10 protein-coding genes are annotated in these 14629 nt (G+C 55.1%); 8 read left to right on the top strand and 2 right to left on the bottom strand.

Features of this window, described 5'->3' with window-relative positions:
• The first annotated feature begins 1 nt into the window (after position 1).
• From CIK76_RS11550 to CIK76_RS11530, 5 genes are all read left to right on the top strand, one after another.
• The gene (locus CIK76_RS11550; RefSeq protein ID WP_096286583.1) at positions 2 to 550 is read left to right on the top strand and encodes a hypothetical protein; all 549 of its coding nucleotides are present in this window, start codon (positions 2 to 4) and stop codon (positions 548 to 550) included.
• A gap of 91 nt (positions 551 to 641) precedes the next feature.
• Complete coding sequence (locus tag CIK76_RS11545; protein ID WP_141393540.1) at positions 642 to 1307, top strand: hypothetical protein; 666 nt, start codon at positions 642 to 644, stop codon at positions 1305 to 1307.
• Complete coding sequence (locus CIK76_RS11540; RefSeq protein ID WP_096286579.1) at positions 1304 to 2542, top strand: hypothetical protein; 1239 nt, start codon at positions 1304 to 1306, stop codon at positions 2540 to 2542. Before CIK76_RS11545 ends, CIK76_RS11540 begins: the two co-directional genes overlap by 4 nt.
• Before the next feature lie 120 nt (positions 2543 to 2662).
• Positions 2663 to 7468 carry an NAD-glutamate dehydrogenase gene (locus CIK76_RS11535; RefSeq protein WP_255248445.1) on the top strand — a complete coding sequence of 1602 codons (4806 nt, stop codon included), beginning with the start codon at positions 2663 to 2665 and terminating at the stop codon, positions 7466 to 7468.
• A gap of 9 nt (positions 7469 to 7477) precedes the next feature.
• Positions 7478 to 8974: a PAS domain-containing sensor histidine kinase gene (locus tag CIK76_RS11530; RefSeq protein WP_096286575.1), complete on the top strand. Its 1497-nt coding sequence runs from the start codon at positions 7478 to 7480 to the stop codon at positions 8972 to 8974.
• A 67-nt stretch (positions 8975 to 9041) separates the two neighbouring features.
• Here CIK76_RS11530 and CIK76_RS11525 read toward each other — a convergent pair whose 3' ends face one another.
• Entirely contained in the window at positions 9042 to 10760 is a 1719-nt protein-coding gene (locus CIK76_RS11525) for a lytic transglycosylase domain-containing protein (RefSeq protein WP_096286573.1), read from the bottom strand.
• 202 nt (positions 10761 to 10962) lie between these two features.
• On the opposite strand from CIK76_RS11525, the gene CIK76_RS11520 reads away from it, so the two are divergent.
• Positions 10963 to 11316, top strand: a complete 354-nt coding sequence (locus tag CIK76_RS11520) for an Rv2175c family DNA-binding protein (protein ID WP_096286571.1) — start codon at positions 10963 to 10965, stop codon at positions 11314 to 11316.
• A gap of 231 nt (positions 11317 to 11547) precedes the next feature.
• Here the strand turns inward: CIK76_RS11520 and CIK76_RS11515 are convergent, their stop codons facing one another.
• Entirely contained in the window at positions 11548 to 12606 is a 1059-nt protein-coding gene (locus CIK76_RS11515) for a polyprenyl synthetase family protein (RefSeq protein ID WP_255248444.1), read from the bottom strand.
• Positions 12607 to 12803: 197 nt separating this feature from the next.
• Between CIK76_RS11515 and dinB the strand changes: the two genes are divergently transcribed.
• Both dinB and CIK76_RS11505 read left to right on the top strand, forming a co-directional pair.
• Entirely contained in the window at positions 12804 to 13982 is a 1179-nt protein-coding gene (gene dinB / locus CIK76_RS11510) for a DNA polymerase IV (protein WP_176484185.1), read from the top strand.
• A 181-nt stretch (positions 13983 to 14163) separates the two neighbouring features.
• Entirely contained in the window at positions 14164 to 14550 is a 387-nt protein-coding gene (locus tag CIK76_RS11505) for a DUF3040 domain-containing protein (protein ID WP_096286567.1), read from the top strand.
• Positions 14551 to 14629: the final 79 nt, after the last annotated feature.

Genomic DNA, 14629 nt, shown 5'->3' with positions numbered 1-14629 from the left:
CATGCGATGGGATTCCCTTTTCGAAGATCTTGAGGCGCAGGCCGAGGCCCAGTTGGCGGCACAGTTCCGCGAAGAGGTAGCGGAAGGTATTCGTATCGAACGCGCTACAGAGCAAATGCATGAGCGCTTGCTTCGGATTCAAGGATCGGCAGTTGCCGTGAAGCTGGCCGGCGAATACGAAATTAACGCAAGGCTTGGCCCCATCGGTAAAGACTATTTCTGCCTTGAAAATGGAGGTAAGCGTTGGCTGGTGAAGAACTTCGCGCTGCGGTCACTGGAAATGTCGCAGATCGGGTCTAACCTCGAAGGGCGCTTGTCGCCAGTTAAATTCTCCACGGTGGTTCGCGGCGTGCTACGTGATCGCCAACGAACCTTGGCCTATGACATCAACGGCAAGCCAGTAGCCGAAGGAACCTTGTCGCAGGTAGGTAAAGACTTTCTCATCATGGCGATTCATCCCAGAGACGATTACGCGCGAGATCGAAGTATCACCGGCTATCAGCTCTTGCCTCTGGAAACGGTCGGCTGGGTCCAAGTCGTTGATATCTAATAATCCACAGGCCTCGGAATAGGTCTTCACACCAACCGAAACTTGTCGTAGGCTCTCGAAACAAGTAGCTAGCGCGGGCAAAGGACAGAGCATGAGCGGCGAACAGAACACCGGCACAACTCGTTCTGCCAGCGCACCGCGAGTAAAACGACCGACGTGGAAGGACCCGAGATTGGCCCTGGGCGCGGTCCTGGTAGTGGCGTCAGTGATTGGCACGGTCTATCTCGTGCGCGAATTGAACCACACCACAGAGGTTTATGTAGCCGGAGCAAACATCACTCTGGGTGAAGAACTCTCAATGCAAAATCTTCGAACTGAAAATGTGCAACTCGGAGAATCCGGTGTTCAGTACCTCGAAGCGAACCCGGAACTCATTACCAACGCCCGTGCCAATACCTTCATCGGAGCCGGTGAGTTCATCCCGAACAACTCCATTACGCACAACGATTTGGGCTCCCGCAGGCCAATCAATATTGATCTGCCCGCGGATCTTACACCGGCGATTACCCCGGGTAGTTTCGTCGACGTATGGATTGCCCAACGTGAAAAGGGCGGTTCGGCGTACGGAGTTCCAGAACAGCTGGCAAGTATGGTGGAAGTCTCTGCACGGGTAGCCCGCGCAGGGGGACTCGTGAATCAAAACGGTACCAATCTAGAGCTGCTCGTCGAACCCGACCATCTCGAGCCACTGCTTCAAGCCTTGGCCAACGAATCGAGAATTATAGTGATCTACAATCCAGCCGGTACCCAGCAATGAGTATCTCGGTGGTGGTGCTGGGAAATGGTGAACACGTTGTCCGCCAAATCGAAGGGTATCGCGGCGAATTGATGGTCACTCGCGTTTGTGAAGATATTGCCGAGGCCATTGCGGCCTGTGCGGTGGGCGTAGCAGATGTGCTGTTGGTGTCCGGTCGGGAGCTGCTGCCGCCACTGGAGCAGATCGACGCGGTGACTTCACAACAAATGGTGCTGGTGCTGCTGGACGAAAAACCTCGAAACGGTGGCACCACCCAAGGGATGATCGAAGTAAATGAGAGCGTTCCAATGCTGGAACTCGAACTACTCGTGGTGCAGGCGCTTCGTGAGTTGACGCATCCCGATGAGTTGGATGAAGCGCAAGTCAGCGAGGCCTCAGAGCAAGCGAAATTGTCGACCGGAAAAATTGTGTGCTTCTGGGGCGCAGCGGGCGCACCAGGCCGAAGCACGGTGGCGCTGAACTACGCTGTGGAAGCCGCTCTCTCAGGAAAAACCGTGGTGATACTGGACGCCGATACTTTTGCCGCGTCCATTTCCATACAGTTGGGTCTGCTCGATGAATCCGCATCCATCGCGCAGCTTTGTCGTGTGATTGACTCGGGGTCACTCGACCCTGCAAGGTTGGATGCAACCTGCTTGAGCGTCGAAGTTGGTACTGCGATACTCAAAGTCGCCACCGGGCTGCCCCGGTCCAGCAGGTGGCCGGAGGTGAGGGCCTCTGCGCTACGTCGTGCGACGAGTGTCTTGCGTGAACACAATGATTTGGTGGTGCTTGATGTCGCGTCCCAGGTGGAATTGGACGAACAACTGAGCTTTGACACGCAAGCGCCTCAGCGCAACGCAGTCACCGTGGAGATGCTTCGCTGTTCGGATGAAGTATTTATGGTTGTCGCCGCAGATAGCGTAGGGATCCCGCGTGCCCTTCGAGCGATCGATGAATTGGAAGATCAAATCCCGGGGGTGACTCTGCAGATTGTATTCAATAAAATCGGTGCTGCGAATACCGGGCATAGCCCCAAACGGCGTCTCTTGGAAACCTGGGATCGGTTCGGGCCCAATCATTGCATCGCTGGATACCTGCCCCAAGACGTGGTGAGCTGCAATGCGGCGCTACTGGCCGGATCGCCCTTGGCTGAAATCGCCCCTAGAAGTACATTGCGTACTGAAATACGAGGTTTGCTGGGCATTAAATCCACGGAAACGAGACGGAAGCGACTGAGTCGTCGAATCGGCTGAATCCTTGAACTTTGGTACACGAAAACACGGTAGTGTGGTTTCTATCGGAGATCCGCAAAGACGCGGATTAATTAGAACTTCGTTCTTGGAGGCGTTCACTTGAACTCGTCGGAATCCAGCATGTCAGAATCATTTATGGATGCGACACTCACCTCGCAGTTGGTGAGCGAATACTATGGCCAAATCGCTAGAGAAGATGTCGCGGCGTTTACGCCCGACGAGCTCGAGGCGCGAGTAGCCGCACACTTGGAAATCGGATATGGCCGCGACGTTGATACGGCCAACGTATCTATTACCCGCAACAATGGTGTTTCGGTGGTACATATCGTCACCGACGATATGCCGTTCTTGGTTGATTCGGTCACTGCGGAACTGGTCCGGCTTTCAGCCCCAATTCAGCTCGTCGTGCATCCGACTTTCGTGGTATCACGCGATCGAGACACTGGATTGATCAAAAAGCTGTCGCACACGGGGTTGCAGCACGTTGCCAGTGGCGATACGGCTGCCTTGTCGGATCTAAGCACGCTGACCTCGATTGACACGCACACCAAGGTTGAATCCTGGATTTCGGTAGAAGTCGCCCGCGACCTCTCCGACGCTGAAGCCGTGACGATCGTTGAAAATTTGCTGAAGGTCCTTGCCGACGTGCGTGTTGCCGTGCAGGACTGGCCCGCAATGCTGGATCGTGCAAAGAGCATTGCCCAGACGCTGCCGCAGACCGCAAATGCAGGCGAGATTGCCGATCTCGATCAGGCGGTAGAACTGCTGAACTGGATGTCGGACGGTCGTTTCACGTTCTTGGGCTACCGCGACTACTATCTGACGACGGAGCACGGAGAAGACGTACTCGTTGCCCGCGAAGGAAGCGGTCTAGGGCTCATGCGATCCTTGGAGGACCAGGGCCCACAGCACCTGACCAAGCGTGGCCGCGCAACGGCCCGCGACAAGCGCGCATTGATCATCACCAAAGCGAACTCGCGTTCCACCGTGCACCGCGGAGTCTACCTGGACTATGTTGGGGTCAAGAGCTTCGATGCCAACGGCGACGTCAACGGTGAGCGTCGCTTCATTGGGTTGTTTGCGACCAAGGTGTACACCTCTAGTGTGAAAACCGTACCGGTGGTGCGCGAAAAAATCGAAGCGGTCCTGAAAAATACCGGATTCGCCCGAGACTCGCACTCCGGCAAGGACATCGTCACGATCCTAGAGTCCTACCCGCGCGATGAAATGTTCCAGATCTCGGTAGACGACCTTACCGAAATTGCATTGGGCATTCTGCGTCTGCAAGAGCGTCGCCGCACCTCGGTCTTCCTGCGCACTGACTCCTACGGGCGCTTTGTGACCGCAATGGTGTATCTGCCACGCGACAGGTTCTCCACCGATGTGCGACAGCGTATCGAAAAAGAGCTGGATTCCAGCTTCAATCCGGTGTCCACCGAATATGAAGCGCAGCTCGGAGCCGGTGCATTGGTCCGGCTGTTCTATCGACTTCGCCTTCAGCACCATGGGCTGACCCCGGTGGTGGATCGCAAGGCATTGGAGAATCGAATCGCCAAGGCAGTTCGCTCCTGGAACGACGCGATTACCGACACCGCACGGAGTAGCCTCGAACCGGGCGAAGCGAATCACCTGGCCAATTCGTGGGCTGGCGCATTCCCCGCAGCGTACAAGGTGCAATTCGAGATTGAAGATGCACTGGCCGACATCGACCTGCTGGAAGAGCTTGATGCTCCGGATCAGCAAGGACCAGTCGTTTCCTTCTACGATGCTGCCAATGACGAAGATTCCGCCGTCACCAAGCGAATGAAAATCTTTGTAGACCGGCCACTGCTGCTTTCAGGGATCCTGCCCGTGCTGCAGGATTTGGGTCTTGATGTGGTTGATGAGCGCCCCTATGAGCTGAGCCCCGAAGGCATCGGCGAGCGATACATCTATGACATGGGTCTGAAGGTTGATCCAGAAATCGACTTCGACACAATCGAAACCAAACTTGCCGACGCCTACTCGGCCGTGGTTCGCAACGCCGCCGAATCGGACAAGCTCAATGCCCTGGTGCTGCATGAAGGGTTAAGCTGGCAGGAAGTCGCCATGCTTCGCGCCTACGCGCACTACCTTTTGCAGCTTGGCATTTCGAATTCCACCGGATTTATCGCATCGACCCTGGTCAACAACGCGGCGGTGACACACGGTATCGTCGATTTGTTCCATGCCACCTTCGATCCTTCGTTCTCTGCTGAGGCTTCAACTTCGGCACGGGATCAGGCCCTGGCACAGATCGACGAAGCACTTGAAAATGTGCCCACCTTAGACGCTGACACGCTGCTTCGCCGTTTCGTAAAGGTCATAGAGGCAACTAAACGGACGAACTACTACACCGAACGTCTCGCGCTGGCCTTCAAGCTCGCACCCGAAGAGATTGACTTCGCGCCATTCCCACGGCCGAGGCATGAAATGTGGGTCTACTCACCACGTGTTGAGGGTGTGCATTTCCGGTTTGGCGCAGTTGCCCGTGGTGGCCTGCGCTGGTCCGATCGTCGAGAGGACTTCCGCACCGAAGTGTTGGGTCTGGTCAAGGCTCAGATGGTCAAGAACTCGGTGATTGTGCCAACCGGCGCAAAGGGCGGTTTCTACGCCAAGCAACTACCCAACCCGGCCGTAGATCGGGCAGCTTGGATGGAAGAAGGCAAAGCCTCCTACCGGATCTTTATCCGGACCTTGCTGGATTTGACCGATAATCTGGTCACCGATGAAAATGGCGAGCACGTCGAGTCACCAGCTAATGTGGTCCGCCACGACGGGGACGACACCTATCTGGTAGTGGCCGCGGACAAGGGCACAGCAAGCTTCTCAGATATCGCTAACTCGATTTCTCAGGAGAAGGGCCACTGGCTGGGCGACGCCTTCGCCTCGGGAGGCTCTGTAGGCTATGACCATAAGGGCATGGGCATTACCGCCCGCGGTGCATGGGAATCGGTCAAGCGTCATTTCTTCGAACTTGGTCTGGATACTCAGCGTGAAGAATTCACCGCTGTAGGCGTTGGCGACATGTCCGGCGATGTCTTTGGCAATGGACTTCTGCGCACCCGTACCGTGAATCTGGTCGCTGCATTCGACCACCGCGATATTTTCCTAGATCCAAACCCGGCGCCGGAAGCCTCCTTTGTCGAGCGCCAGCGCCTATACGATCTTCCGCGCTCGAGCTGGGCAGACTACAACAAGGAACTGATTTCCGAAGGCGGCGGAGTCTACTCCCGCAGCTTGAAGTCGGTTCCGATTAGCGTGCAGGTACGCGAAGTCCTGGGCCTGGACTCCTCGGTCACCAAGCTGAGCCCAAATGAATTGCTCAAAGCAATTCTGTCGGCACCAGTTGACCTGCTCTACAACGGCGGCATTGGGACCTATGTGAAATCCAGCGCCGAAACACACGCCCAGGTGGGCGATCGCGCTAACGACGCGATCCGTGTTGATGGCGGTGCAATTCGCGTCAAGGTCATCGGCGAGGGCGGAAACCTGGGCATGACGCAGCTTGGCCGCATCGAGGCAGCCCGCAATGGCGTTATCCTCAATACCGACGCCATCGATAACTCCGCCGGGGTAGATACTTCGGACCGCGAAGTAAACATCAAGATCTTCGTAGACCGACAGATCAAGGCGGGAAAGCTCACCGCCGAAGAACGCACCGATTTCTTGTTGTCGATGACGGACAATGTGGGCGACCTAGTGCTGCAGGCCAACTTTGACCAGAACGTGCTACTGCTGAACGAAAAGCATGCAGCCAAGGTCTGGGCTCCTGCCTACGAGCGACTGATGCAGTGGTTGGAAAAAAACGCTGACCTGAATCGCGAGCTGGAGTTCCTGCCGAATAGCGACGAGCTAGAACAGCGCAAGAGCGCTGGCGAGATGATGACCGCCCCGGAGATTTCGGTGCTGGCCGCCTACGCCAAAATTCAGCTCGCGCATGCGCTGGCCGAGTCCGATCTGGCAGATGATCCGTACTATGTAGCGACATTGCGCCGCTATTTCCCGCAGCAGCTCGTCGATCGTTTCGGTGATCAGCTAGAAACTCACCCGTTGCGCCGGGAGATCATTGCGACCGTTGTCGCCAATGACATCATCAACATCGGTGGGGTCACTTATGTCTTCCGTGCCATGGAAGAAACCGGTGCAAGCGAAGTCCAGATCGCCAAGATGTTCACTGCATTGCGTGAAATCTATGGTTTCGACCGCCAATTCGCTGCGATCAACCTCCAACCCGCTGGTACGGAGGTGGCGTACTGGGGAAGGCAACATCACGACATGCGCCGCTTGTTGGATCGCACGACGCGTTGGTTCATCAACCGCGTTGATCAGCAGCAGCCGGTCGAAGAAATCGTGGGCAACTATGAACCGATCGTCAGCGAGTTGCGCCAGAGCCTGCCGGCGCTGCTGCGCGGGTCGGATCTCGAGCGATACAACGCATGGCAGCTTGATGCCATCAGCAATGGGATCGACGAGCATCGAGCAAGCATGTGGGCCTCGCAGTTTGAGTCCTATACCTTGTTGGATATCGCCGAGTTGGTTGGGCGTACCGAGTATTCGGCACAGCAGGTCGCCGAGACCTACTTCGTGTTGTACAACCAGTTTGGCGCCGACGATTTGCTCAATCGGATCACCAAGCTGCCGCGTTCGGATCGTTGGCAGGCGTTGGCCCGTGCCGCAATGCGTGACGATCTGTATACAACACTCATTGATCTGACCTTGAACGTATTGGACAACGGTGCGGAGATTGGCGGGCCGGCAGAGCGTGTTGCGGCTTGGGAAGAAGCAAACACGGCTAACCTTGATCGTGCGAAGACAATGTTTGCTGAAGTAAACAGCCTCGGACGCGACGATATGGCGTCGCTGTCTGTAGCCCTTCGCCTTCTGCGTTCCATCGTCCGGAGGTAACACCCCCTTATGGCCCTCATCACCGAGCAACTCCGTCAACAAGCAAACCTCGGGCCCGGTGATGAGGACTGGCTCCACCTGCTGGTGGGGGACTGGCAACTGATCTCAGATCTGGCGTTCGCCGATCTCGTTCTTTGGTTCCCCACCGGCGACGGGTCCTATGTCGCGCTCGCGCACGTACGGCCTTCTACCTCACACACCGTATTCCACACAGACTTTGTGGGAGAGCGGATCCGTAGAGATTTGCGACTCATGGTTGATCAGGCTTGGGGTAGCCAACGCGTGCAAAAATCTGCAGAGCAACCAAGCGCCGATCTGATTTCCGGATTAACTTCGGTCCAAGCAATTCCCTTGGTCCGCCAGCACCGTCCGGTTGCCGTGATCACCTCACACTTCGATCCAAATCAGGCACGTACGCCCTCGAACTTGGAACTCGTGTACCGGCAGAGCGCCGAGGACCTTCTGACCATGGGAACCCGGGGGCTGTGGCCGGACTTCGCAAGCCCTACCGGCTCACGCCGCGGCGCGCCCCGTGTCGGTGATGGATTCATCAGGCTCAACGTCAACGGGGTGGTCGAATACGCCAGCCCGAACGCAGTGTCGGCTTTCCGCCGGCTAGGGGCGGCCGAAGTTCTCCAAGGTCAACCGCTCGCGGATCTGACCATGGCCCTGGTCAGTGACCGTCGCGTTGTCGATGAAACGCTACCACTGGTGCTGCAAGGCAAAATGCCATGGCGTACCGAAGTCGAATTTTCCGGGGTCACCCTGTCCCTTCGTGCAATCCCGCTTCGAGATGAAGCGAAACGTTGGGGTGCCCTAGTGCTTTGCCGTGATGTCACTGAGCTCAGACGTCGCGAGAAGGAACTTGTCACCAAAGACGCGACGATTCGGGAAATTCACCACAGGGTAAAAAACAATCTGCAGACCGTGGCGGCTCTATTGCGCATGCAATCGCGGCGGATGAACTCAGTCGAGGGCCAACAAGGACTCGAACAGGCGATGCGGCGCGTTTCAACTATCGCATCGGTGCACGATTTCTTGTCCAAGGGCCTGAACGAAACCGTCAAATTTGATGACCTGATGGATCGCCAGTTCCGGCTTATTGTCGAAATTGCGTCTCCGGGTCAGCGCGTTGCTACGCGGCGCGAAGGCGAATTCGGAATGCTCGATGCCGATTTGGCCACACCACTGTCGTTGGTTATCAATGAACTGGTGACGAACGCTGTGGAACATGGATTGGCCAACAGGGATGGCGAAGTGGGACTCCTCGCGAACCGGTACCGCGGACATGACGGCAAAGACTGGTTGCGTGTGGTGATTCAAGACGACGGGCATGGCCTGCCAGACGGTCCGCGGCGTGAAGGTTTGGGATTGCAGATCGTGCGCACCTTGGTCACAAGCGAACTATCTGGCGAAATCCAGTGGGTGCAATCTGAACCGCAAGGAACAAAGGTTGTCATAGAAATGCCGCTACACCGCAACCGGCGCGAGCAGTACTCAGCATAGACCAAGAAGTAACGCGTTAAAGAGTAGGGGGCAAGTTCCTAAAGAACTTGCCCCCTACTCTTTGGTTTTAGCTGTATTGCTTCATCAATGATTTGACGCTCGCGACGTAGCGCTTGGTGTCTTCGAACATCCCGTACTTTCGAACTCCTCCGAGCCCTTGGTAGTACGAAGCAATTGCATCGTCCAAACTATCGGTGTTATCTAGATTGAAACGGATCGTGGCCACTCCAGCAGTGACATTGTCCTGTGGCTTCAGCAAGTTCAGATCGCGTCCGAGCCGGGAAGACATCCATTCGCCGGTGCTCGGAATAACCTGCATGGCGCCCAGGGCGTTGGCGGGGGAGACTGCACGCATGTTGAAGCCGGATTCTTGCATGGCGTGTGCCATGGCAAGTGCAGGGTCAACCCCCATGCTGTTAGCGGTCGAACGGATCATGGCTTTCATTTCGTCACGGCTTGGGACCGAGACGGAATCTAAGTAGTTCTTGTTCTGATTGGCATCATTGACGGTGGCATCCGGATAGGTGCGACCTTCAAAAGTATTGCCGATCTTGCGGTCTTCCTTCTTCTCGATATTGCCGTTTGGCTGTACAGAGGAGCCTGAGACCTTGAGCTTTTCACCAATCTTCAGCGGAGCTTGGGTGCTCACCTGAGGGTTCAAGTTAAGCAGCGCCGACAGCTTCATATTGTGCTGGCCAGCGATACCGCCAAGCGTGTCACCGCTCTTGACTGTGTAGGTTGCGTTGCCGGACTTCTTCGGTTCGCTCTTCTTCTCAGAATTATTGGAACTCGAAGATCCACCAGAAACAACTAGCTTATCGCCGGGGAAGATGTGCTTGCCGGCGCTGATGTTGTTTTTGCTCAACAGGGCCGAGAGGCTCATGTTGTGCTTGGCTGCGATGCCGCCGAGGGTGTCGCCGCTCTTGACCGTGTAAGCAGAAGAGCTTGAACCTGAATTCTGGTTCTTGCTTTCGTTCTCCGGCTCAGAGGATTTGGAGCTGCCCGAAACGGTGAGCTTGTCACCTGGGAAGATCGGCTTCGACGCGGAAACATTGTTCTTGCTCAACAGGGCCGAGAGGCTCATGTTGTGTTTGGCGGCGATGCCGCCGAGGGTGTCGCCGCTCTTGACCGTGTAAGCAGAAGAGCTTGAACTTGAATTCTGGTTCTTGCTTTCGTTCTTTGGCTCAGAGGATTTGGAGCTGCCCGAAACGGTGAGCTTGTCGCCTGGGAATATCAGCGAACTAGCTGAGATGTCATTCTTGCTCAGCAACGAAGACAAACTCATGTTGTGCTTCGCGGCGATTGCCCCAAGCGTATCGCCATTTTTGACCGTGTATGACGAGCTATGAGTGCTCTGAGACTTTGACTTCTCCTGTGAAGAGGAAGCGCTGCCCGGAACCTTAAGAGTCTTTCCGGCAACAATAACGTCGTTCTTGAGATTGTTGAGCTTCTTCAACTCGGAGACGGAAGTGTCATATTCCTTGGCAATACTCCACAACGAAGAGCCTGGCTCGACTTTGATTTCCTTGACGCTGCGTTTAGCAGGAAGCCCCATCGTCGAAACACGAGAAGCAAGCAGATGCGCTTTGATTTGGTCTTCAGCGATCTTGACGGTCTCTGGTGAGACGCTTTTCGGCGATAAGGAGTTTGGGCTCAGAGGCAATGGAACAGGAGCCGCCTGAACTGCGGGGGCGAGGGCCAGACTGCCGATCACTGCGGCAGGTATAGCCGCGCCTGCTACGACGCCTAACGCATGCTTAGCTGCATAGCTCGATTCGTGGGGCATGGGGTCAATCCTCAAATCAGGGGTGTAGGTAACAACTCTCACTCGAACGATGCTAGGTAACGGCACCAGTGTTGTTCATGTGGCAATTGTTATCAAAGTGATACATGAAAATTTACACTACTAGTGTGGCGCATGGAAACCATTGTGGCGCGTCGGGAATAAAGTTTCTGCACCGTTCACTAATTTGTGGGAACCTTTAGAGGTGAATGAACTTCAAAAAACCGTTGGCCAGTGGCTAACCCTGCCGGACCTAGCCGAAATTCTTGACGTCGATATTCGACGTGTCCACCGCATGCTCGATGAGCGCGCCATCATTTCCGTACGGATCGGTGAGCGTCATGTGCGGTCGATCCCAGCCGACTTCGTTCTTGACGGCGCTGTCGTGGAGAGCCTCAAGGGAACTCTATCGGTGCTTCAAGACGCCGCCTATTCGGATGAAGATGCCATTAAGTGGCTATTTACCGAAGATGAGTCGTTGCCAGGAACCCCAATGAATGCCTTGCGCACCGGACGAAAAACCGAGATCCGTCGTCGTGCGCAAGCCCTCGCTTGGTAAGCCATTCGACAAGAATATAAAGATTTTATAAAAGAAAGGTCTCGGCCACGTCAACTCATTGGACGTGGCCGAGACCTTTGTTACTTTACTGAGACCCTACCTAGATCACACATTCCACTGACTCAACGATTAGTACCTAGTTCAAAAGCGACTTGTGCTCCAGGAGGGCTCGGCAGCGCATTGCTCAGCTAGCAATCTTTGAACTAACGGATTCTTGGGGGAGCAAAGAGCTCATTTGCTTCGCTTCGTGACTGCATCGCTGAGAAAATGCATTCCGGCTAAAGGAAGCGGAGCGACATCGATGCGTTCTAGAGCTGCCAGTGACTGCGTAGTCAGCTCGCTGATACTGGACTCGGTTTCCCGCAGCGCGCCAGACTCCTGCAAAATTTTGCTCAGCTTGGCAACTTCCGCATCGCTTAAGCTTTGGGCACCAAGCCGAGTTTGGATAAACTCGCGTTCCTCCGGGACGGTTAGCGCCAAGGCATGCGCAATCAATTCGGTGCGCTTACCTTCGCGAAGGTCATCGCCAGCAGGCTTTCCGGTGACCGATGGATCGCCAAAAACGCCGAGAACGTCATCCCGTAATTGGAATGCTTCCCCCAATGGCAAAGCGAAAGCACTGTAGCTTTCCAAAAGTTCGTCGCTCGCATTAGCCAATGCGCCACCAAGCAAGAAGGGATTCTCCGTTGAATACTTTGCGGACTTGTAGCGAACGATGGTGCGAGCGCGTTTAACTGCTTCGGCAGGGTCGTAGACAGAGCCAGCAGACTCCTCAAGAACGTCCAGATATTGTCCAGCCATGACTTGCAGACGCATCTTGTTGAAGATCGCCCGGGTGCCGGGCGTTAGATTGTCAATCCCAGCAAACACTTCTTCACTCAGAGATAGGCACAAGTCCCCGGTGAGGATTGCGCTCGCAATGCCGTACTGTGCTGCGTTACCAGTTAATCCGAGCGAAGAATGCTGGGCCTCAAAGCGCTTGTGTACGCTCGGTTTGCCTCGACGCGTATCTGAGTTGTCAATAATGTCATCGTGGATGAGCGCTGCACCCTGGAAGAGTTCTAGCGCTATGCCCAGGCGAACAATATTCTCGTCGTCGGGTCGACCGCCAGCACCAAGAAAACCCCAATAGGCGAACAGCGGACGAAGCCGCTTTCCGCCACGAGTAAGATCTTGAATGCTGTTGACGATTTCCGTGGCGCTTGCAGTAATCTGAGCAACTTCTTCGCTTTTTGATGACAAGAAGTCTTCCAGACGATTAGCGACCGCATCGGTGTACGTGCGGCTCACCTCCCCGGCTTCTGACACGAGGGCTGACAGAGATTCAGACGGCGACATGCAAAACCATTTTCTAAGCGTGAACTGCTAGTGGATAGCTTCAACTCTACCGCTATCTTTATAGGTTGCTAGCAGAGCGCAGAGCGACCCCATATTGGATTGCTAACCCTTGCCAGTCATCCGTCGGTGAAGCTCACTAGACTGTAGATATGTCAGCCTTGGAAAACCGCGCGATCTTGCATGTGGATATGGACGCTTTTTTCGTGTCTGTAGAGCTGCGCGAGCGTCCCGAGTTAAGGCATGAACCGGTGATCGTCGGATTTCCAAACGGCCGAAGCGTAGTCCTCTCCGCATCCTATGATTGCCGGGCACGTGGGGTGCGGTCGGCTATGCCGATGAGCCAAGCAATCGCCTTGATGCCGCAGGCAACGATTATCGAGCCGCAGCATGGGGTGTACTCTGCGGTTTCTGCCCAGATCATGAACTACTTCGAAACTATTACACCTTTAGTTGAACAAGTAAGTATCGACGAAGCGTTCCTTGACGTCACCGGAAGTATGAGGTTGCTCGGTGGCCCGATCGCTATCGCCCACCAGATTCGTGCCCACCTGGCCGAGGAATTGAATCTTCCCTCCAGCATCGGCATTGCTCGAAACAAGTTTGTCGCGAAACTAGCCTCGACGCATGCCAAGCCCAATGGGCTAATCGTCGTCGCACCAGAACGAACCACGGAGTTTCTGCATCAGTTGCCAGTGTCGGCGATGTGGGGCGTCGGGAAGAAAACTGGCGAACAACTTCACGCGTTGGCGATCGAAACTATCGAGCAATTAGCCAACGAGCCTCAAACACGTATGATCCAACGATTCGGTGAACACGGCCGTTCCTTGCACCTGCTGGCCCATGGCATCGATAACCGAGCAGTTCAGACCACCAGGGAAGAAAAGAGCATTTCTGCCGAACATACCTTTGCCGGCGACATTGCTGACCTCGAATCGCTGGAAGAAGAATTGCTCAGACTCGGACACCGGATAGGTCAGCGGCTTCGTGCCTCAAATAAAGCCGCATCCGCAGTAGGTCTTAAACTGAAGTACCAAGATTTTACTGGCGTAACAAGATCTCGTACTTTTGCCGCGCCAACCGACTCATCTTCCGCAATAAGTCAAAATGCCATCGAACTATTGCGTCGGATGACCCCGTTGCCTCAGTCGGTACGGCTTGTGGGAGTGAAGGTGGAAAGGCTAAGCGACCCTGATTTGGGCATTCAGCTCAGTTTGGATCCAGCGGAGGGCAAAACCCGCGAAGCTGAGAGGGTTGCGGACGAAATAAGCCATCGATTCCCTGACTCCGGATTAGCTCCGGCCCGCTTCCTTCGACCCAAAGAAAAATAGCATTAATCGGTGTAGCTATGAAGTTGCCTGAAAGAGCTGAAGATCAACTAGCAGGGTAGCGGTAAAAGAGACTATCCTAATAAGTAGGTAGCAAATACCGATTGGAACGTTTCCAAGTGGTTGTGCGTTATACCTGTAGGCGGTGGATGACCGCTACAGCAGTGATTGGAAGGAGAAGACGATGCCGCTATCAGAGCACGAGCAACGTCTGTTGGAGCAGTTGGAAAAGCAGCTGCACGAAGACCGCCGCTTCGCCTCCAGTATGAAAGCTCCAGCTAGCAGTGGTCGCCTTTCAACTCGCAACATTGCACTCGGCGCGCTTCTGGTCATAGTTGGGCTTGCTGGTCTCATTTATGGCATTTCGCAGCAACTCATCATCGTGGGTGTTGTTGGTTTCGCTGTCATGTTCGGTGGGGTACTGCTGGGCCTAGCCAAGTCCGCAGCAGGCAAGGTTGGTGGTGCAAAGACGCCAGCAGGTTCAAAACCGTCAGGCCCGGGAAACTCGCAGTTCATGAGCGGTCTGGAAGAAAAATGGAACCAGCGCAAGCGGGACCAATCCGACGGCTAGAACCCTTATTAACGAGGTGTAACCCTTTATTGGGGTTGCACCTCTTTTTCTTTTTAATGGTGTCATGTATCAGGAGATC

It is taken from the genome of Glutamicibacter sp. BW80, from assembly GCF_002332385.1.
Lineage (GTDB): Bacteria > Actinomycetota > Actinomycetes > Actinomycetales > Micrococcaceae > Glutamicibacter.
Note: the sequence above shows the minus strand (reverse complement) of the source record. Positions and strands in the feature narration are given on the sequence as shown.